Here is a 19,770-nt window from a genome sequence, read left to right on the forward strand (position 1 = left end):
GGGCGCCTAGCGTCGGCGGTGGCGCGCCGGTCTCTCCATCTCCAGTCGGGAGCGTTCATCCATGGCAGGGGCTTTGGCCGGCATCCGCGTCCTCGATCTGTCCCGCATCCTGGCGGGACCCTGGGCCACGCAGATGCTGGGGGATTTCGGGGCGGAGATCATCAAGGTCGAACGGCCGGGGGAGGGGGATGATACCCGCCGCTGGGGTCCGCCCTTCCTGGACGGGCCGGACGGCCCCTCCGCCTATTTCCTCACGGCCAACCGCAACAAGCGGTCGCTGTGCATCGACTTCACCACGGCGGACGGGCAGGCGCTGGTCCGGGATCTGGCGGCCCGCTCCGACATCCTGGTCGAGAACTACAAGGTCGGCGGACTGGCCAGGTACGGCCTGGATTATGACAGTCTGCGCGCGGTCAATCCGCGCCTGATCTATTGCTCTATCACCGGCTTCGGCCAGGATGGCCCCTATGCCCAGCGCCTGGGCTACGACTTCCTGATCCAGGGCATGAGCGGGCTGATGAGCGTGACCGGCAGCGCCGACAGCGGGCCGCTGAAGGCCGGCGTGGCCCTGGCCGACATCATCACCGGGCTTTATGCCGGCAACGCCATGCTGGCGGCCCTGCACCACCGTGCGCGCACGGGCGAGGGGCAGCGGCTGGATATCGCCCTCCTGGACTGCATGGTGGCGGCCATGGCCAACCAGGCGCTGAACCGGCTGGTGGGCGGGCGCGACCCCGGTCGTCTCGGCAATGCCCATCCCAGCATCGTCCCCTATGACACGTTTCCGGTGGCGGATGGCCATATCAATCTGGCCGTCGGCAACGACCGGCAGTTCCAGCGCCTGTGCGCCGTACTGGGGCTGGAGGCGCTGGCGGACGATCCCCGTTTCGCCAGCAACAGCGCCCGCGTCACCAACCGGCTGGTCCTGACCGACCTGCTGTCCGAGCGGCTGCGCACGCAGCCGGGCGCCTGGTGGCTGGAGCGGCTGGAGGCGGCGGAGGTGCCGGCCGGCCCCATCAACAGCCTGGGCCGGATGTTCGACGACCCGCAGGTGCGCCATCGCGGTCTGGCCCTGGAGATGCCGCACCCGACCCTGGGCGCCGTGCCCGGCGTGGCCAGCCCGGTGAAGTTCTCCGCCAGCCCGGTGGTGGACAGCGCCGCACCGCCGGCCCTGGGGGCCGATACGGCTGCCATCCTGCGCGACCTGCTGGGCCTGGAGCCAGGGGATATCGACCATCTGCGGGACCGGGGCGTGGTGGCCTGATCCGTCCTGGCCGTGGCCCGGTGCGGTCAGACGTGCTGGCCGCCATTGATGTGGATCTCGGCGCCGTTGATGTAGGAGGCGTCGGCGGAGCAGAGGAACAGGATGGTCCGTGCCACCTCGGCCGGGTCACCCAGACGCTTCATCGGGATCTGCGTCTCCACGATCTGGTCGGTGCCGGGCGACAGGATGGAGGTGTGGATCTCCCCGGGGGCGATGGCGTTGACGCGCACGCCGAAGGGACCGAAATCGAAGGCCTGTTCCCGTGTCAGCGCCGCCATGGCCGCCTTCGAGCAGGCATAGGCCACGCCGGCGAAGGGATGGACGCGCGAGCCGGCGATGGAGGTCACGTTGACGATGGTGCCCTTCGACGCCCGCAGCTCCGGCAGCAGATTGCGCGACAGTGCCGCGGCCGAGAACAGGTTGACGTTGAAGACGGTCAGCCAGGTGGCGTAGTCGGTGTCATGCACGCCCAGCCGCGCCCCGCCCGGCTGCTTCGGGGAAATGGCGGCATTGTTGACCAGGGCGCCCAGGCCGCCGCCGCCCAGCCGGTTGCGCACCTCGTCGGCCAGTGCCTCATAGCCGGCGGGATCGGACAGGTCCGCCTGGATATGGTTCTCCCGCCCGCCGGGCCAGGGGCAGTCCGCATCGAACGCCGCCCGCGACACCGTCAGCACGCGCCAGCCATGCCGGTAGAACAGCTTCACCGTGGCGTGACCGATGCCACGGCTGGCCCCGGTCAACAGCATGGTTTTGGCCTGGGTTGCCTCACCCTGGGACATGGGTCACTTCTCCTCGACAGGCGACGCGATTGCGGGGCCGTTGCGGGCATGGATAGCCTATGTTGGAACGGCAGCGGAAGATGGGAAGCCTCGGGCACCGGGTTCATTGGGACTGCGCCCGAATGTCCACCCCGGCCAGCGGGGTGGCGCTTTCCCCGGACGGGCCGGCGGCGGGAGAGACCATGCACAGGGGATGGGGCGGTGGAGGACTGTCGGCGGGGGACACGGTCAGGTCCTGGGGGCCGCTGTTGACCGGCGCGACCCTGGGTCTCTGGGCCTGTTCCGTGATGCCCCTGTCCGCCGGTGGCGGCTGGGCCCTGCCGCTGACGGTCGGGCTGGCCCTGCTGCTGACGCTGCTGGCCTGGAGCGACCTTCGCACCGGCCTGCTGCCTGACCGGCTGACGCTGACGCTGCTGGCGTCGGGGGCCGCTGCCACGGCCCTGCTGGATGGGGCGCGGCCCCTGGATCACGTCCTGGGGGCGCTGGCCGGCTATGGTGTCCTGCGCCTGCTGGCGGGCCTGTATCGCCGGGTCCGCGGCCATGACGGTCTCGGCCAGGGGGATGCCAAGCTGCTGGCCGGGCTGGGAGCCTGGACCGGCTGGCAGGCCCTGCCCGGCCTGCTGTTCCTGGCCGCCGCGGGCGGGCTGGCTGCGCTGCTGCTGGCGCGCATGCGCGGGTCCCGGCCGGACTGGCGCGCCCCGCTGCCCTTCGGCCCCTTCCTGGCCGGCGCCGGCTGGCTGGCCTGGCTCTACGGCCCGCTGCTGGCGGGATAGAGAAAGCCCCGGCTGCCACCATGCTGATGGCGCCGGGACTGTCGGCCCCGGGACAGGCCGCCCTGATGCAAGCGCTACTCGCTGCTGATCACACGCACTGGCGCGTCGGGCAATCCGGTGAACTCGATCAGGGCGGTACGGATGAAGCGTCCGCCCTCGGCTTCGGCCAGAACCCGGATGGTCAGGCGGCGGCCATCCAGGTCCGGCGCGATCTCGGTGTCCAGGGCCGGGCCGCGCCCGTCCAGGGCGGCGGGGGGGCGTTCCGCCCCGGGGCCATCCAGTGCCGATTTCGCCGCGCGGGCCAGGGGAGCTGCGGTCCGCGGGTCGAAGCGGCCGGGGTCGAGGAAGGAGACGGACAAGGCCGGCCGCAGCCGTTCCACCAAGTTCGCCGACATACCGCGTACATCCCCCAGCTCGTCCAGGGTACGGAACGGGCCGTTGCGGGGGACCACCGGCAGCCGGTCGGCCCGGTATCCCTTTTCCTCCGTTCCGGGCCGGCGCGGCTGGTCGTCGCTGTCGCGCCAGTCCAGCACCGCGTCGGTCACGGCGTCGAGCGTCTCCCCCTCCAGGCCGGCGGCGGCCAGCAGCTGTTTGATTTCCGCCTCCGGCGCCTGGTTGAGGGCGATCTTGCCACGCTCATCCTCGACCGTGACCGTCAGTGCCGTACCGCCGAACATCAGGTGATGTGCCGGACCCGCCAGAGGCCAGCGCTGGCGCAGATCGTCGCTGCCCAGACCCTGGAGCGCCAGGATCACGCCGGCATCGGCGGCGGCGGACAGGCGGGCGCGGACGCGCTCCGCCTCCACCGTCAGCAGGGTGGCGCGGCCGCGGGCGATGACGTCCAGGGCCAGATAGGAGAAGACCAGACAGGCGGCCACGGCCATGGCCACGGCGAAGCCCCGCTCGCCGGCCCGCCTGTCGGCTCCGGCACCGTCCGGCCCCCTGCGCGTCCTGTGGCGGCCCGGGGTCATGAGCCGGCCAGCGGGGCCAGACTGCGCAGCTTACGGCGCAGCTCCTCCGTCACCATGCTGGCATCCTGGCTGCCGCGCACCACCCGCGGCGTCAACAGTACCAGAAGTTCGGTCCGGCTCTTGCTGTCGTTGGTGCTGCTGAACAGCGACCCCAGCACCGGAATGTCCTTCAGCAGCGGCACGCCGTCCTTGCCGCGGTCGCTGTTGTCGCGGATCAGCCCGCCCAGGGCGATGGACTGGCCGTCCTGCACCGCCACCGAGCTGGCGATGCGGCGCTGCTGGATGGTGGGGCTGTCGAGCTTCGAGGTGCGGGTCGTGGTCACGTCGCTGACCTCCTGGGCGATGTCCAGCAGCACCAGCCCGCCATCATTGACCCGCGGCGTCACCCGCAGAATGACGCCGGTGTCGCGGTAGTCGATGGAGTTCACGATGGGAGAGCTGCCGACGGTGCTGACAGCCGAGGCGGTGGCCACCGGCACCTGATCGCCCACCTGCAACAGGGCCGTCTGGTTGTTCAGCACCAGCAGCTGCGGCGAGGACAGCACCTTGGTCTCCGTCACCGATGATAGCGCGTCCAGCACACCGGTGATGGTGCGGCCATTGTCGAAGAGATAGGAGAAGCCGGGATAGGTCGGGGTCAGGGCGCCATTGTCATTGGTGCTGAGACGGAAGCCATGGTTGCCGGAGCGCAGATACCACTGCACGCCGTAGCGCAAATCATTGTTCAGCGTCACCTCGGTGATGACGGCCTCGATCATCACCTGCATCGGCACCACGTCCAGCTGGCGCAGCGCCTGCTGCACGGTCTCGTAATCACGCGGGGCCGCATAGATGACCAGGGCATTGTTCTCCTCGTCTGCGGTCAGGCTGACGGTACGGCCCTCGGCCACCTGGATCGTGCGTGTGCCGGCGCCGGCCATGGCCGTGGGGCCGGCGATGCCGTGGTCGGCGCGGCTGGGATCGGCGACAAGCTGACCGGCTCCGGCATCGGCGGACATCGATTTGGTGCTATTGCCGGCTGCGCGTGTGCCGGTGGTGTCCGTTGCTCCGCTGCTGTTTCCCCCCATGTCCGTGCCGGGATCACCGCCGAAGGCCGCGGCCAGGACGCGGGACAGATTGCCGGCCCGCCCGTTCTGCACGCGATAGACGAACAGCCGCTTCTCCGCGGCCTCCCCAGCCCGGTCCAGCTCCTCCATCCAGACGCGCAGCGTCTCCAGATAGGCCGGTTGCGGCGAGATGGCCAGCACGGCGTTCAGCCGCTCGATCGGTACCAGCCGGACCAGGTCGCGGATGGGCGACCCTTCCGTCCCGGTGATCTGGCCCAGCTCATCCGCCAGCCGGGCGGCATCGGTCCGGCGCGGTGTGAACAGAGCGAAGGACATGCCGTGCAGCCAGTTGACGTCGAACTGGGCGATCAGGTCGCGGATGCTGCGGCGTTCGGCTTCGGTTCCGGTCACCAGCAACAGATTGCGGGCCGGATCCGCCTGCGTCAGCGCCCCTTCCGCCATCAGCGGCGTCAGCACCGATTTCAGCGCCGCCGCCCCGACGAAGCGCAGCGGTACCGCCATGGTGCCGTAGCCCGCGGCATCGGCCGGCAGCAGGGCCGGCTGCCGCCGGCTTTCAGCCAGAGGGACGATGGTGTAGCCGCCATCACGGCGGATCAGCGCCAGTCCCGCCGTCCGCAGCGCCTGTTCCAGTGTCGGCAGCACATCCTCGCGCCGGATCGGTTGGGCGGTTTCCAGCGTCACCACGCTCTGGGCGGCGGCATCGACGCTGTAGCCCAGCCCCAGAATGTCGCCCAGCACCGATTTGGCCACATCGCGCACATCGGCCGCGGCGAAGGCCAGGGTGATGTCCCCCGCCGGGGTGGTCTGCGCCAGGGCTCGCGGCGGGGCCAGAAAGGTACCGGAGCCGCGCACGATGCGGGTGGACGGCGATTGCGGCAGTGTGGCCGGCCCAGGACCGGCCTGGGCCGTGGCCAGTGCTGCCGGTGCCGCCGGGGGCTGTGTGGCGGCGGCCGGCGTCGTGGTGGCCGGCTGTGGCGGCGTGCCGGCCTGGGGCGTGGCGCAGCCCGTGGCCAGGGCCAGGATGGTCAACAGGGCGAGGGGGCCCCGCAGGGTCGGTCGTCTCATGGCAGATCCGGGGCTGGGCATGGGTCAGGGCCGCTGAGCGGGCGGCGGCCGTTTGAAGGTCAGGCGGTGGATGCTGTCACCCCGGCGGAAGATCAGGGCGTTCTGTTCGATACCGGTCAGGGTCCAATCCCCGAGATTCTGGCCCACGCGCAGGGTGCGGGCTTTGCTGCCGGGTGGACCGTCCGGGGGTTTGACCAGGGCGATATCGGCCCCCCGGCCGGTGACGATGCCGACCACGGCCAGCCCGGCCACATCGGGCGCATTGTCCGTGCTGCTGGCCGGTGGCCGGCGCAGGCGGGTGAACAGCGGGCGGGCGGCGAGATCCGGCGTGACCGGCGGGTCGGCGGCAACCGCCGGCGGCGGCGGTGCGGCGCCCGGTCCGGGGGCAGGGGCGATGTCCGGCGGCGTCAGCAGGATCTGGGCCGCCAGCAGGCCGGTCAGACCCAGTGCCAGGGCCGGCGGCAGGCGGAGACGGCGCATGTCAGCGGCCCTCCATGGCTGTGGCCGGGTCGGCGGCTGGGGCGTTGGCGGAAGCAACGGGGGCAGCCAGATCCAGCCGCACCTCCACCGGCCGGCTTTGGTCCGGCGCCGTGGGCAGGGGGCTGGCGCTGATGGCCAGATCGGTCAGCACCAGATGCGGCGGCGCCTCCAGCTGGTGCAGCAGCGCCGTCAGCTGCGCCTCGGTCAGCGGCCCTTCGATGCGGGCGCGGACCCAGCCCGGCCAGCGGTCGTCGGCGTCCAGCGCCGTGACGGCGGCGGTGCCGGCGCCCTGGGCCGCAACCAGATCGCGCAGCCGAACCAGCAGCGCCTCGGCGGCCAGGGCCGGCGTGGGTGCCTGCAGGGCGAAATCGCCGGCGCTCTGCCGCTGCCGCTCGGCCGCCGCCCGCCACGATGCCAGCCCGGCCAGCAGGCGCTGGCTGCGCTCCCGTTCCCGCAGCAGCAGCTCCCGCCGTTCGGCCCGCTCCGCCATGCCCTCCAGGACCGGGTGCAGCAGCAGCGACCAGCCGGCGGCCAGGGCCAGCAGCAGCAGCCCGGCGGCGACCAGCCGTCGTTCCCGTGCGGACAGGGGGCGCTGCGGCAGTGCGATCATGGGCTGCTCTCCGGACGCAGGGTGATGTCGAAGGGACGTTTGCCCGCGGTGGCGGCCGGAGCGGCCGTGGCCGTCTGCGCCTGCTCCAGGCGGGGGGAGGCCTCGATCAGCGCCAGCACATCGATCGCCGGATCGGCTTCCCCCACCAGATGCAGGCGGGGGCCGGCCGGGTCCCATTCCAGCCGCAGCACCCAGGCCCCGTCGGGCAGGGCGGACGCCACCGCCTCCAGCAGCGGCAGCGGGGCCGCCGCCTGCTTGTCCCGCAGCAGGGTGGCGCGGCGAGCCTCCTCCTCCTCCACCGACCGGCGCAGGCCGGCGGCGCGGGCGGCCAGATCGCGCTGTGACGCCACCTCGGTCTCCAGCGCCGCCAGCCCGGCCATATCGCGGCCCAGCAGCAGGCCCAGATTGGCCAGCAGCAGCAGGACCACGCCCCCCCACCAGCCGTGCCGGCGCAGCTGCGCCCGCAGGCCGATGCCGACCGTCGCCGGAGCCGGCAGCCGCTGCCGCGCCCGCCCATCGGGCCCGGCAACCACGAACCCGTCCAGGCGCACGCCGGCCGCCGCGGCCTGCCGGGCCAGATCCAGGGCCCGCGGCCGAGGCAGCACGGTGAGGGCGTAGGGGCGCTGACTGCCGCCGTCCGTTCCGGCCGGGTCCAGGCTGTACAGTGCCGCGGCGGCGGGGAAAGGGGTGTAGCGGTCCAGCTCCAGCGCCAGCAGGCGCTGCGCATCGTCCGGCGTCAGCGCCGCCGGCAGCTCCACCCGCGCTTCCAGCACCTCCTCCGCCGGCAGCACCAGCAGGGCCGAGGCGCCGTCGGACGCCGGGGCGGGGCGGCAATGGCCGTGCTGCAGCCGCCCCCACCGCACACCCTCCGGCTGCAGCCAGACGATGGCCAGTGGCCGGTGCAGTCGCCGCGCCAGGGCCGGCGGCACCAGCAGCGCCAGTTCGCGGCCCCACCAGCCGAGGCCGGTCCGCGCCGCCCGCCACAGGGGTTCCAATCCGGCCAGGGAGAGGCGGTGCAGCGGTCCGGTGGTCATGAGGAGGCTGCTTTCCGGCAGTCGGTGCGGTTGTACATCAGGCAGCCCACATCGGCGTCGGCACCGGGGCGGATCACCAGATCCGGCCAGCGCCGGACATCATCGGCGGCGAAGCGCAGACGGATGCGGATGGCGGCCGGCAGGGTGCTGCGGCGGCGCCATTGCTGCTGCCAGCCGGGTGGGCCGGCCGCGTCCTGGGCCGCGGACCCGAAATAGGCCAGATCCAGCGCCTGCACCCCGTCGGCCAGGGTCAGGCTGCGCTGCGGCGCCTCGCGCTGGCCGCGCCAGGCGGTGTTGACCGACGACAGGATCAGGCTGCCGTCGCGCAGGGTCAGGGTATAGAGGCGCAGCGTGCCCGGCGCCTCGTCGGGCGGCGGCGGGGCAACGAAGCTCAGCCGGGCCGGCATGCCGGTGAAGTCGACCGACCCGTCGCTGACGGCGGAGGGCGGCTGCACCGCGGCCCGTTCCAGCCGCTCGCGCAGCACCCGCTGGGCGGCGGCCATCCGGTCGACCATCTGGTCGCGCCGGTCGCCGCGCTCCCAGACGCGCTGACCCGTGTGCAGGCCCCCGGCGATGAGGCTGGCCAGCAGGCCGAGCAGGGCCAGACTGACCAGCAGCTCCATCAGGGTGAAGCCGCGTTGGCGGCGGGGATCAGGGGCGGGCAAGGCGCAGGCTCCGAAGGGTGACGTCCGCGGTCCGGCCGCCGGCATGGACCGTGACCAGCAGGGCCTGGCCAAGGCCGGGCGGGCCGGGCTGGGGGGTCAGCTCCACCTGCCAGACCAGCCCGTTCTCCTGCCCGCTCCAGCGGCCCGGGCGCAGCGGGATATCGGCGCCGACGCTGGCCAGCCGCGATTGCGCCAGCATCAGCGCGTCCCGCATCTGGGCTGTGCGGCTGGCGTTCCGGCTGCCGCTGCCGATGACCTGATAGAGCATGCCCAGCGCGGCCAGCACGATGAGGGTGGCCACCAGGGCTTCCATGACGGCGAAGCCGGCCTGGGCCGAGCGGCGGCCGCCGGGCCGGCCGGCAGGCGGATGTGGCGTCATGGCCGCCCCCCGGCGGCAGGCAGCCGCTCCAGGCTGATAGTGCCGGCGACCGGGCCGATCTCCAGGGCGATGCGGCGGCGGGTACCGGTCAGCAGCAGGCGGGCGCCGGCGGTCTGCCCGTCGGCGCCGAAGCGGATCTCCGCCGGTCCGTCCAGCCGCAGCCCGGCCGGCAGCCGTACCGTTCCGGCGGGACTGCGATAGCCCTGTCCGTCGGACAGGAGCGACAGCGCCACGACCTCACCCCGGCGCAGGGCCATGGCCCGGGCGCGCGCCAGATCCAGGGCCAGCTGGCGGGCGCTGCCGCCCAGCTCCAGCGCCTGCACGGCCAGCTCCAGCCGCGGCGCGGCGATGGCGCCGATCAGGGCGGCGACGGCCAGCGTCACCAGCATCTCCATCAGCGTGAAGCCGGCCTGGGCGCTGCGGGGGGGCATCACCAGGTCCCGATATCCTGGTTTTCGCCGCTGCCGCCCTCGGCCCGATCGGCGCCCAGGGTGAACACCTCCAGTTCGGCCCGCTTGCCGGGATAGTGATAGCCGTAGGGGACGCCCCAGGGGTCGGTCAGCCCCTCGGCCTTGCGCAGATAGGGGCCGTTCCAGCCGACGACGCCGGGCGGCGGTTCGACCAGGGCCTTAAGCCCCTCCTTCTCGCTGGGATAGCGGCCCACATCCAGCCGGTAGAGATCGAGGCTGGAGACGATGTTCTGGATCTGCACCCGCGCCGTCTGCGCACGGGAGGAGCCGAGATATTTCAGCACCTGCGGGCCGACGACGGCGGCCAGCAGGCCCAGGATCGCCAGAACCACCAGCAGTTCCAGCAGGGTGAAGCCGGCCTCGCGGCCGGACCGGCGGGGGCCTGACCCGGGGCCGGACGCGCGGGTGTCGGGGGGCGTCGCGGGACGGACGGGGGCCGGACGGGCGGGGGAGGGGAGGAGGATTTTCATCGCAGGGCCAGATCGTTGAGTCCAAGGATGGCGGACAGGATGGCGGCGATGATCCCGGCCACGATCAGGCCCAGGATCACGGTGATGGCGGGCGTCAGCACCGACATCAGCCGCTGCGTCGCCGTGCGCAGGTCGCGGTCCAGCACATCGGCCAGCCGGGTCAGCATCAGCGGCAGCTGGGCTGTCTCCTCGCCGGTGCGCAGGAAATTCAGGGCGATGGGCGGAAAGCAGCCGGTGGCGGCCAGGGGACCGGACAGGCCGCCCCCCTCGCGCAGGCCGGCGGCCACCTGCTCCACCGCGGCACCCATATGGCTGTTGCCCAGGGCCTTGCGGGCGATGGCCAGCGCCACCGGCAGATGCACCCCCGCCTCCACCAGCCCGGCCAGGGTGCGGGCGAAGCGGGCCGTTTCCGCCGTGGACAGCAGCGGCCCCAGCAGCGGCAGGCGCAGCACCTGCCGGTCCAGCGCTGCCCGGACCGCGGGACGCTTCAGCCAGCGCGCCAGTCCCAGCCCCAGCAGCGCCAGCAGGGCCAGGGCGGTCAGCCCGTGCTGGCGCAGGGCGGTGCTGGCGCCCAGCACCAGGGCCGTGGCCGGCGGCAGCTCCCCCTTCATGTCGGCGAACAGCGTCTCGAACTGCGGCACCACCAGCCCCAGCATGACGCCGATGGCGCCCATCGCCACCAGGGCCAGCATGGCCGGATAGATCAGGGCCGAGATCAGGGTCTGGCGCAGGGCGGCGGCGCGTTCCAGCAGCTCGGCCAGCCGCGACAGGCCGGCATCCAGCCGCCCGCTCATCTCCCCCGCCTCGGCCATGGCGCAGGAAACGGGGGGAAACAGGCCGGGCAGGCCGGCCATGGCGCGCGACAGCGGCTCCCCGGCCTTGACCTGGGCGCGCAGCCCGGCGAAGGCGGCGCGCAGTCCGGGATGCGGGGCCGTTTCCGCCACCACGGCCAGCGCCCGCTCCAGCGGCAGGCCGGCGCCCAGCAGCACGGCCAGTTCGCCCAGACTGTCGGGCAGGCGGGCGCGGGCGCGGCGATCCACGGCCAGCCCGTCCGGTGTTGCCGCCGCGGCGATCTCGTGGGCCTCGATGGGCAGCAGCCCGTCGGCCCGCAACCGGTGCAGCGCGGCGCTCTGGTCCGCCCCCTCCACCGTGCCCTGCCGCACCTCGCCGGTGCCGGGCAGCACGGCCCGGTAGCGGAAGCGCTTCAGGGTCCGGCCGGGGGCCGGGTGGCCGGGGGACAGGCCGGTGGTCTCAGGCGTCCTGGGTGACACGCAGCACCTCCTCCAGCGTCGTCTCCCCGGCCATGGCCTTGGCCAGGCCGTCGGCCAGCATGGCGCGCATGCCCGCCTGCTGGGCGGCGCGGCGGATGTCGCGGGCCTCGGCCCGGGCCAGCACCAGCCGGGCCACGGCCTCGTCCATGGGCAGCAGCTCCAGCACGGCCAGCCGGCCGCGGAAGCCCTCGCCATGGCAGGCGGGACAGCCCGCGGGCTGCCAGAAGCGGGCGCCGGCCGGCTGGGTCAGGCCGGGCGGCAGGGGCGGGACCCACCCGGCGGGGGCGGGCTGGCGGCAGTGGGGGCAGAGGCGGCGCACCAGCCGCTGCGCCAGCGCGGCGTTGACGGTGGAGGCGATGAGGAACGGCTCCACCCCCATGTCCAGCAGGCGGGTGAAGGCGCTGGCGGCGTCGTTGGTGTGCAGGGTGGACAGGATGGCGTGGCCGGTCAGCGCCGCCTGTACCGCCACCTGGGCCGTTTCCAGGTCGCGGATCTCCCCCACCATGATGACGTCCGGGTCCTGGCGCAGGAAGGAGCGCAGGGTGGCGGCGAAATCCAGGCCGATCTGCTGTTTGACCTGGATCTGGTTCACCCCCTCCAGCCGGTATTCCACCGGGTCCTCGACGGTGAGGATCTTGCGGTCGGGCGTGTTCAGCACGGCCAGCGAGGCATAGAGCGTGGTGGTCTTGCCGCTGCCGGTGGGACCGGTCACCAGGGTGATGCCGTGCGGCCGGTCCAGGATGCCGCGATAGAGCGGCAGCAGGTCCGGCCCGAAGCCCAGCGTCTCCAGCTCCAGCGCCAGGCCGGACCGGTCGAGGATGCGCAGCACCACCGATTCGCCATGGATGGTGGGGGCGGTGGCCACGCGGAAATCGATGTCGTGCCCGCGCACGGCCAGCCGCAGCCGCCCATCCTGGGGCAGGCGCCGTTCGGCCACGTCCAGCCCGGCCATGACCTTGATGCGCGACACCAGCGGGCCGCGCAGCCCGGCCGGAAATCCCTCGATCTCGCGCAGGGCGCCGTCGACCCGCAGCCGCACCCGCAGCCGGTCCTCGGTGGGTTCGATATGGATGTCGGAGGCGCGGGCCTCCGCGGCGCGGGCGATCAGCGCATTGACGGCGCGCACCACCGGCGCATCGCTGCTGAGATCGCGCAGCCGTTCCAGATCGGCATCGTCGGCGCTGGCGTCATCGGCGGGGGCGGGGCCGGCCTCGCCGCCATACAGCCGGTCGATGGCGGCGTCCAGGTCGCCCAGCCGCGCCACCCGCAGCGCCACCGGCCGGCCGAAGGCGAAGGACAGGGCGCGGGCCGGATAGGGATCGGTGGGATCGGCCACCGCCAGCTCCAGCACCGCGCCGGGCTGGCCCAGGGGCAGTGCCCGCACCCTGCGCAGGAAGCGCGGGCCGGCGCGGTCGGTCCCGTGCGCCGCCTGCGGCCAGTCGCCGGGCCGCATCAGCGGCAGGCCGCAGGCCGCCGCCAGCGCTTCCGCCAACGCCTGTTCGCTGACCAGACCCAGCCGGGTCAGCACCGCATCCAGCCGGTCGCCGGTCTGGTCCCGCACCAGCCGGGCGCGGGCCAGACCATCGGGGCTGACCAGCGCCCGCTCCAGCAGGATGCGGTCCAGGTCGCCGCCAGCCGGCAGCGGCGCCACAGCGGCATGGGCGGCCGGGCCGGAATCCAGGGTCGGGTCCGGGGCAGAATCCAGGGCCGGCCGTGGCAGCGTCCGCGGGTCCGTCACACCAGCACACTCCCCTTCCGCACCCCGCCGCTCCGGCAGGGCCGCTCTGACTACATAAGTAGTCGCTCGAAAAGTTCATGTATATGACGTCTTTGTGGACTCGCGGTCAAATGACAATATGATTTCGGGCGGCATGAAACAATATTCGTAACATATATTGCGTTTTTATGATCGGGCCGGCGACATCGCCTCAAAGATGTGGTGTGGGGTGGGTGCTGAGGCTGTCGCCACCCATAAGGACATACCCAATATGGCGATGATGTCGGAAATCCGCGCAACTCCACGGCATTTTAAGCATGCGACATCAATCTTTCACGATACGATCATTTTACCAATGCAACCCCACGGATATATGGTCTGCCGGCCCGATGCGTCATTCCGGTGTGGGGGGTGCGACGGCAAGGGTTCCTGTTCTACACGGGTCATTGCCGTGAACACTGTTCCTGTGCCGGATAACCATCCGGGCAGACCATCGAATATTGCCTATAGACCGACAATCAGGGAGTGATCGATGACGCGCATTCACAGCCTTCTGCTGGCCGCCACCGCTCTGGCCGGCGCCGGCTTCGCCCAGACCGCGGCGGCCGAGGACGCCTATCTGGCCGGCGGCGCCAGCCTGCCCAACGCCTATTACACCCAGGCGATGAACTGCTACGGCAACACCGACCAGACGCTGCATGTCAACAACAACACCGACCAGGTCATCGCCAACTACAGCGGCTGCCCTGGCACCGTGAACAGCGGCGTGTCGCTGGGCTATGTCTCCACCGGCTCGGGCCGCGGCATCGAGGGCTACATCGCCAATGATGCGGCCCGTTATCTCTATACCGACAAGGACAGCTCCGCGGCCGGCTTCCAGGTGCGGGCGGCGGATAGCAGCCTGCTGACCCTGAACAGCACCATGCCGCTGTTCAGCGGCTCCGACGCGGCGCTGACCACGGCCCAGCTGGCGGCCCTGGCCTCCGCCGGTGCCACCGACAATGTCCAGGGCACGGTTGACATCCGCGCCGACGGCGTGGCCGACGATCCCAGCAATGCCAACGACTACAAGAACTTCGTCGCCAACTATGGCGCCGTGATCCAGGTGCCGGCGCTGTATGCCGCCGTCGCCGTGGCCTTCGACCCGACCTACCGCGATGAAAATGGCGTCGAGCAGAGCCTGGGCCGCGTGACCCTGAGCCAGAGCGATGTCTGCGGCATCTTCACCGGCAGCATCACCACCCTGAACGGCCTGGCCATCCAGCTGGTCGGCCGCTCGGACGGGTCCGGCACCACCGAGCTGTTCACCCGCTTCCTGGCCTCGGCCTGCGGTGGCGTGTTCAGCAATCCGGAAGGGACCCAGACCCTGCCGAACAGCGGCATCTACACCACCCTGGCCAATGGCAATGACGGCGTGGCCGCCGCCCTGAACTACAGCACCGCCACCCCGGCCAACACCATCCGCATCGGCTATCTCAGCAACGATTACCTGTCCGATGCCGTCAATGGCCTGAACCATGCCCGTCCGGGCAGCGCCTGGGCCGGCTATGGCATCACCGCCGCCCGCATCATCAACGCCAATAACGGCACCGCCTACGATCCGAATGTGGCCGGCATCACGGCGGCTTCCCTTGCCGTGGGCTTCACTCCTCCGACCGGTGCTGATGCCGCCGATCCGGCCAAGTGGGCGCCGCTGGCGGCCAACTCGGCCATCGAGAACCCCACCGCCGGCTATCCCATCATCGGCACCAGCAATCATCTGGTCTACAGCTGCTACAGCACGGAGGCCCGGCGTCTGGCCGTGGCCGGCACCAATGCCAGCGGCGCCACCCCCGGCTATCTCTACTGGTACTACAACACGCCCTCTGTGGTGACGCCGCTGCTGGGGCAGGCCGGCTTTGTTGCCCTTCCGACCGCGCTGCGGAACGCCATCACCAGCACCTTCTTCAACAGCAGCTCCAGCCTGGCGATCGGCTCCAAGGAAGCCGGCACCTGCGCGTCCGGCGTGACGGGCACCGGCGCCTGATCCAGGCAGACAAAGGCCCATGACTTCGACCCCCGCCCGCCAGGCGGGGGTCTTTTGTCCTGCCGATCATTAAGATATATGATTGTATTGTGAAGATCGATCAGTGATTTAGACAGACATACGGCTGTCGGGTAAAAAGCGTGTAAGTCCAATCAGGACTATAACGCAGAGCAAGAGGATGATGATGGTGACGGAAAAGCTGGAATGGCAGACGCCGGAGATGGTGGAACTGCCCGTGAACGCGGCGGAATCCGGATTTACTGAACCCACCCTGGCCGACACGGATACCTACAACAGTTGATCTTGCCGGCGCCGGATCGCATCGGCCGGCTCTGAACGACCCTCCCGTCCCCGGACGGGAGGGTTTGTTTTTCGGGGCCGAATCGCCTGCGCTCCGTCTGGGGGCGGTGGCCCGTACCCCGGCGTCGTGCTCGCGCAGCCGGGCACCCGGGGAGGCGCGGTCTGTGTCCCCCACTGTCCGCTCCGCCTGTGCGGGGGAAGACAGAAGGGGACGACCGGTCCTGTGGTCTCAACACCGCCGGCGGTCCGACGGCCGGCGGTGAAAGCTGGCATGGCCGCACCTCGATCCGGCAGCGCAGGCATAGGCAGGGCCGAGCGTAGAGGCCAGCCGTAAATGCGCAGATCGTATACGGCTCACCCCACGCAGTCCCTTGTTTCCGATGCCGGTTCTGCCAAGAAAATGTCCAGTAATGCGGTGGCAGATATTGAGGAAATGATTATTAATAATTGTGAAATTTGAATGACGATAAAACTGATGTTGAAAATCACATAGGCCATACGCATAAAGATGTCGCCCCTTCGATAAGATTGTTCCCGTCTGCATGGGGGTATCACGATCGCTGACAGCATGACGGTTGGAACAGTCCGGGGAATCGGGAAGCGTTGCCGCGGAAGGCCGAGGAAGTGGATCCATGAGCATCTGGTATTATCAGGGGCTGGACCGGCCGATCGCCTGCCCGTTCCCCCTGCCGGAACTGGCGCCGGATGCCGGGGGTGCAGGGAAGGCCGCCATCCGCATCACCCTGGCCGGGGCAGCGGACCCCGACCGGCCGGGCGGTCCCGTCTTCTCCGACGGGGAGATCGCCCTGCATCCGCCGCCCTGCAGCCTGGTGATCCGTGGGGGCGAGACCCTGGAAATCCGGCCCACGGCGCCGGACGACCCGGCTGGAATCCGCACCTTCCTGCTGGGGTCCGGGCTGGGGGCGCTGGCGCATCAGCGCGGCCTGCTGCCGCTGCATGCCAGTGCCGTGGCGCTGGGGCCGGATGCGGGTGTCGTTGCCTTTTCCGGCCCGTCCGGCCATGGCAAGTCCACCCTGGCCGCCCATCTGGCGGCGCAGGGGCACGGGCTGATGACCGATGATCTCTGTATCCTGCGCCTGGACGCGGACCGGGCCCTGGCCTTTCCCGGCGTCCGCCGGCTGAAGCTGTGGCGCGATGCCCTGACCGCGCTGGGCCATGATGCCGACCGGCTGCCGCCGGTGCAGCACCAGCTGGACAAGCGGGCGCTGCCGCCGCCGCCACAGGCCGCGGCCCGGCCGGCGCCGCTGCGGGCGCTGTACATCCTCGACCGGGGGGAGGTGCCGGGCATCGCCCCGATATCCGGCCTGTCCGCTTTGGAGGCGGTATGGGCCAATATCTTCCGGCGGCATTATGCGCTGCGCAGCGGGCAAGGCGCGGCCCTGCGTCTGGCCTGCGCCCGTCTGGCCGCCCAGGTCCCCGTGTTCCGCCTGACCCGGCCCTGGGATCTGGGGCGCATGCAGGACAGTGTCGATCTGCTGCTCGCGCATCACCGGACCCTGGCCGCAGCCCGGCCCGACGCACCCGGCATTTCTACGGTTTCCCATGGTGACGAGCATGCACAGAACTGACGTGACGACCGCGACCACCCCTGCGACCACCCTTGCCGCCGTCTCTGCCTCCCCCGATCCGGGCAGTCTCGGCCTGGACAGTGTGATCCGCCGCAATCCCGACATCCTGGCCACCAAGATCGGGGCGGAGGTGATGATGCTGGATGTGTCGGCCGGCACCTGCTTCGGGTTGAACCCGGTCGGCACCCGCATCTGGGACGGGATCGAGACAGCCACACGGGTGCGCGACCTGTGCGAGGATCTGCTGGCTCGGTTCCGTGTCACACCGGAGGTCTGCCAGGCCGAGGTGTTGACCCTGCTGCGCCGCATGCAGGCCAAGGGGCTGGTTCTGATCGATGCGCCGCAGGACTAGGTGGCGGCGGCCGCCGGCCGATTACGGCCTGCTGGCGGAAGCGGTTCTCTGTCTCGCCGTCGCACGGCTGGCGCTGCTGCTGCTGCCCTTCCGCACCCTGGCCCGCCTGATGGTCCGGGCCGGCGGTGACCGGGAAAGCGGGCTGCAAGCGCCGGAGCGGGTGCGGCGCGTCGGCTGGGCCGTGCGCACGGCCGCCCGGCGCGGGCCGGTGCCCGCCGTCTGTTTCCCCCAGGGACTGGCGGCGCAGATGATGCTGGCCCGCCGCCGGGTCGGCAGCCGGCTTTACTATGGGCTGAAACAGGCGGACGGAGCGCTGAAGGCCCATGTCTGGGTCCGCGCCGCCGGCTGCGATGTGGTGGGCGGGCGCGAGGCGCCCGGCTTCGCCGTGGTGGCGACCTTTCCGCCGATGCCGGCGGAGCAACAGCAGGACGTGGCGGAATGAGCGCGATCGGCGGTTTCTGGCCCGGCAGGGATCGGCCCGACCTGCTGGCGGTGGTGGAACGCATGGGCGGCGGCCTGTCGGCCTATGGTCCGGACCGCAAGGGCCAATGGCGGGGCGACGGGATCGCCCTGGTCTGGCGCCAGCTGTCCGTGCTGCCCGAGGATCTCTATGACCGGCAGCCGCTGGTGTCCGCCGATGGCCGCCACGTGCTGGTGGCCGATGCCCGCATCGACAATGGCGCCGAACTGGCTGACGAACTGGGCTGGCCGCCGGAATCGGCGCAGCCGCGGGTGGAATCGCGGCTGATCCTGGACGCCTATCGCCGCTGGGGCGTGGGCTGCGTGGCCCGGCTGCTGGGGGATTTCGCCTTCGCCCTGTGGGACACGCAGGAACGGCGGTTGCTGCTGGCGCGCGATGCCACCGGCACCCGGCCGCTGTTCTGGGCCCGCTGTGGCGACGGCATCGCCTTCGCCAGCATGCCGCGGGGCCTGTTCGCCGTGCCCGAGATCTCCCGCACCATCGATGACAGCCAACTGGCCGCCTATCTGGCGCTGCTGATGCTGGAGGGGCCGGACACGCTGTATCGCGACATCAAGCGGGTTCCCAACGGCCATCTGCTGCTGGCCGACGCCGACGGGGTGCGGCTGCATCGCTATTGGAACCCCGACCGCGGCCGGGAGTTGCATCTGCCGCGGCAGCAGGATTATGCCGAGGCGCTGCGGGCGGAGATGACCCGCGCCGTGCGCTGCCGGCTGCGCAGCAGCGGTCCGGTGGCCAGCATGCTCAGCGCCGGCCTCGACAGCAGCTCGGTGACTTCCATCGCCGCCTCGTTGCTGGGGACGGCTGGCAAACGGCTGCTGGCGCTGACCGCGGTGCCGCGGTCCGGCTTCCCGGCCTCGGCCGGTGCCGGTCGGGTGGTGGACGAATCCACCCTGGCGGCCCGGGTGGCGGCGCTCCACCCCAACATCGACCATATGCTGGTCCCCTCGGGCACGCGCTCGCACCTGCAGACCGTGGATCTGTTCCTTCAGCATACGGATCTGCCGGTGCTGAACCCCTGCAACGCCGTCTGGACCAGCCGGTTGGCGCAGCAGGCGCGTCAGGGGGGCGCGCGGGTCCTGCTGAGTGGTGCCGGCGGCAATTTCGGCGTCAGCTATGAGGGCGAGAAGTATCTGCCCCAGCTGTTCATCCGGGGCCGCTGGCTTGAGCTGGCCCGGCTGCTGGCCGGCATGCACCGGGACAACCGGGCGGCCCTGCGCGGCCTGTGGCTGGCGCTGGCGCCGCATCTGCCGCCGGGCCTGCACCGGCAGCTACGTCGGCTGGCCGGGCGGCATGCCATCGGGAGTACCAGCCAGTTCAGTATGCTGGTACCGGAGTTCGCGGCGGCGTCCGGCCTGGAGCGCCTGTATGACCAGAAGGGTTACCGCCGCTTCAGCGATCCGCCGCCAGCCGATGGCTGGACTGTGCGGAAACAGTGCTTTCAGCGCATTGATCCCGGCCCCTATGTCGCTGCCGACGCCGCGCTGGCAGGGATCGACCGCCGCAACCCGCTGCTTGACCGGCAGCTGCTGGAATTCTGCCTGTCGGTGCCGGAGCGCCACTATATCGATGGCGGCCGCCGCGCTGCCCTGCTGCGCGATGCCATGGCGGGATTGCTGCCGCCGGCCCTGCTGCGCCGGCGCTGCCGAGGCCTGCAGGCTGCCGACTGGTACGAGGGGGTCGTCGCCGCCCGCGACGAACTGGCCGAGGAGGTGCAGCGCCAGGCCCGGTCCGGTCTGGCCGGCCGTGCCCTGGATGTCGCCCGGATGCAGGATCTGGTGGACAGCCTGCCCGCTGCCGACACGCCGACGGCCGACTTGGCGGCCATGGGCTGGAACCAGTCGGTACTGAACGATCAATACCGGGCGGCCCTGCTGCGCGGCATTGGCGTCGGACGCTTCCTGCGCCGGGTGGAGGGCGGCAACGCCTGACCCGGCGCCCCTTCCGGTTCAGCCTGGCACGGCTGCCGGCCCGTCAAGCCATTCCCCTGATCCCCCGCCCGCGCTC

Annotated in this window: 20 protein-coding genes; 8 read left to right on the plus strand and 12 right to left on the minus strand. The window is 71.3% G+C overall.

Annotated elements, in window-relative coordinates:
• Positions 1-61: 61 nt before the first annotated feature.
• Complete coding sequence (locus tag DK368_RS05690) at positions 62-1,264, plus strand: CaiB/BaiF CoA transferase family protein (RefSeq protein ID WP_114392861.1); 1,203 nt, start codon at positions 62-64, stop codon at positions 1,262-1,264.
• A 26-nt stretch (positions 1,265-1,290) separates the two neighbouring features.
• Here DK368_RS05690 and DK368_RS05695 read toward each other — a convergent pair whose 3' ends face one another.
• Positions 1,291-2,043: an SDR family NAD(P)-dependent oxidoreductase gene (locus DK368_RS05695; protein WP_205028061.1), complete on the minus strand. Its 753-nt coding sequence runs from the start codon at positions 2,041-2,043 to the stop codon at positions 1,291-1,293.
• Positions 2,044-2,291: 248 nt separating this feature from the next.
• Between DK368_RS05695 and DK368_RS05700 the strand changes: the two genes are divergently transcribed.
• Positions 2,292-2,816 (plus strand): prepilin peptidase, encoded by a 525-nt coding sequence (locus DK368_RS05700; protein WP_162305888.1) that lies wholly within the window; start codon positions 2,292-2,294, stop codon positions 2,814-2,816.
• 74 nt (positions 2,817-2,890) lie between these two features.
• Here the strand turns inward: DK368_RS05700 and DK368_RS05705 are convergent, their stop codons facing one another.
• The 11 genes from DK368_RS05705 to DK368_RS05750 are packed head-to-tail and all read right to left on the minus strand — an operon-like array spanning position 2,891 to position 13,036.
• Positions 2,891-3,787: a type II secretion system minor pseudopilin gene (locus DK368_RS05705; protein ID WP_114392865.1), complete on the minus strand. Its 897-nt coding sequence runs from the start codon at positions 3,785-3,787 to the stop codon at positions 2,891-2,893.
• Positions 3,784-5,919, minus strand: coding sequence for a type II secretion system secretin GspD (gspD, locus tag DK368_RS05710; protein WP_162305889.1), 2,136 nt, complete (start codon positions 5,917-5,919; stop codon positions 3,784-3,786). Before gspD ends, DK368_RS05705 begins: the two co-directional genes overlap by 4 nt.
• A 24-nt stretch (positions 5,920-5,943) precedes the next feature.
• On the minus strand, positions 5,944-6,399 hold the full coding sequence (locus tag DK368_RS05715; RefSeq protein ID WP_114392869.1) for a hypothetical protein: 456 nt from the start codon (positions 6,397-6,399) through the stop codon (positions 5,944-5,946).
• 1 nt (position 6,400) lies between these two features.
• Positions 6,401-7,009 (minus strand): type II secretion system protein GspM, encoded by a 609-nt coding sequence (gene gspM, locus DK368_RS05720; protein ID WP_162305890.1) that lies wholly within the window; start codon positions 7,007-7,009, stop codon positions 6,401-6,403.
• On the minus strand, positions 7,006-8,043 hold the full coding sequence (locus tag DK368_RS21605) for a PilN domain-containing protein (RefSeq protein ID WP_162305891.1): 1,038 nt from the start codon (positions 8,041-8,043) through the stop codon (positions 7,006-7,008). The genes gspM and DK368_RS21605 overlap by 4 nt, the downstream gene beginning before the upstream one ends.
• Positions 8,040-8,708, minus strand: a complete 669-nt coding sequence (locus DK368_RS05725; protein WP_205028063.1) for a prepilin-type N-terminal cleavage/methylation domain-containing protein — start codon at positions 8,706-8,708, stop codon at positions 8,040-8,042. The genes DK368_RS21605 and DK368_RS05725 overlap by 4 nt, the downstream gene beginning before the upstream one ends.
• Positions 8,695-9,087, minus strand: a complete 393-nt coding sequence (locus DK368_RS05730; RefSeq protein ID WP_114392875.1) for a type IV pilus modification PilV family protein — start codon at positions 9,085-9,087, stop codon at positions 8,695-8,697. Before DK368_RS05730 ends, DK368_RS05725 begins: the two co-directional genes overlap by 14 nt.
• Complete coding sequence (locus DK368_RS05735; RefSeq protein WP_114392877.1) at positions 9,084-9,518, minus strand: prepilin-type N-terminal cleavage/methylation domain-containing protein; 435 nt, start codon at positions 9,516-9,518, stop codon at positions 9,084-9,086. Before DK368_RS05735 ends, DK368_RS05730 begins: the two co-directional genes overlap by 4 nt.
• Positions 9,518-10,027 carry a type II secretion system major pseudopilin GspG gene (gene gspG, locus DK368_RS05740; RefSeq protein WP_114392879.1) on the minus strand — a complete coding sequence of 170 codons (510 nt, stop codon included), beginning with the start codon at positions 10,025-10,027 and terminating at the stop codon, positions 9,518-9,520. The genes DK368_RS05735 and gspG overlap by 1 nt, the downstream gene beginning before the upstream one ends.
• Complete coding sequence (locus DK368_RS22250; protein ID WP_205028069.1) at positions 10,024-11,298, minus strand: type II secretion system F family protein; 1,275 nt, start codon at positions 11,296-11,298, stop codon at positions 10,024-10,026. Before DK368_RS22250 ends, gspG begins: the two co-directional genes overlap by 4 nt.
• On the minus strand, positions 11,279-13,036 hold the full coding sequence (locus DK368_RS05750) for a GspE/PulE family protein (RefSeq protein WP_240002348.1): 1,758 nt from the start codon (positions 13,034-13,036) through the stop codon (positions 11,279-11,281). Before DK368_RS05750 ends, DK368_RS22250 begins: the two co-directional genes overlap by 20 nt.
• Before the next feature lie 511 nt (positions 13,037-13,547).
• On the opposite strand from DK368_RS05750, the gene DK368_RS05755 reads away from it, so the two are divergent.
• The 6 genes from DK368_RS05755 (at position 13,548) to DK368_RS05775 (ending at position 19,694) form a co-directional block, all read left to right on the plus strand.
• Positions 13,548-15,041 (plus strand): PstS family phosphate ABC transporter substrate-binding protein, encoded by a 1,494-nt coding sequence (locus DK368_RS05755; RefSeq protein WP_114392881.1) that lies wholly within the window; start codon positions 13,548-13,550, stop codon positions 15,039-15,041.
• 178 nt (positions 15,042-15,219) lie between these two features.
• Entirely contained in the window at positions 15,220-15,342 is a 123-nt protein-coding gene (locus DK368_RS22255; protein WP_275668475.1) for a hypothetical protein, read from the plus strand.
• Between the two features lie 631 nt (positions 15,343-15,973).
• The gene (locus DK368_RS21265) at positions 15,974-16,930 is read left to right on the plus strand and encodes a hypothetical protein (RefSeq protein ID WP_155524484.1); all 957 of its coding nucleotides are present in this window, start codon (positions 15,974-15,976) and stop codon (positions 16,928-16,930) included.
• Positions 16,917-17,282 carry a PqqD family protein gene (locus tag DK368_RS05765; protein ID WP_162305892.1) on the plus strand — a complete coding sequence of 122 codons (366 nt, stop codon included), beginning with the start codon at positions 16,917-16,919 and terminating at the stop codon, positions 17,280-17,282. Before DK368_RS21265 ends, DK368_RS05765 begins: the two co-directional genes overlap by 14 nt.
• On the plus strand, positions 17,266-17,724 hold the full coding sequence (locus DK368_RS05770) for a lasso peptide biosynthesis B2 protein (RefSeq protein WP_114392887.1): 459 nt from the start codon (positions 17,266-17,268) through the stop codon (positions 17,722-17,724). Before DK368_RS05765 ends, DK368_RS05770 begins: the two co-directional genes overlap by 17 nt.
• Positions 17,721-19,694 carry an asparagine synthetase B family protein gene (locus DK368_RS05775; protein WP_114392889.1) on the plus strand — a complete coding sequence of 658 codons (1,974 nt, stop codon included), beginning with the start codon at positions 17,721-17,723 and terminating at the stop codon, positions 19,692-19,694. Before DK368_RS05770 ends, DK368_RS05775 begins: the two co-directional genes overlap by 4 nt.
• The last annotated feature ends 76 nt before the right edge of the window (positions 19,695-19,770 follow it).

The organism is Oleisolibacter albus (assembly GCF_003336875.1).
GTDB lineage: Bacteria > Pseudomonadota > Alphaproteobacteria > Azospirillales > Azospirillaceae > Niveispirillum > Niveispirillum album.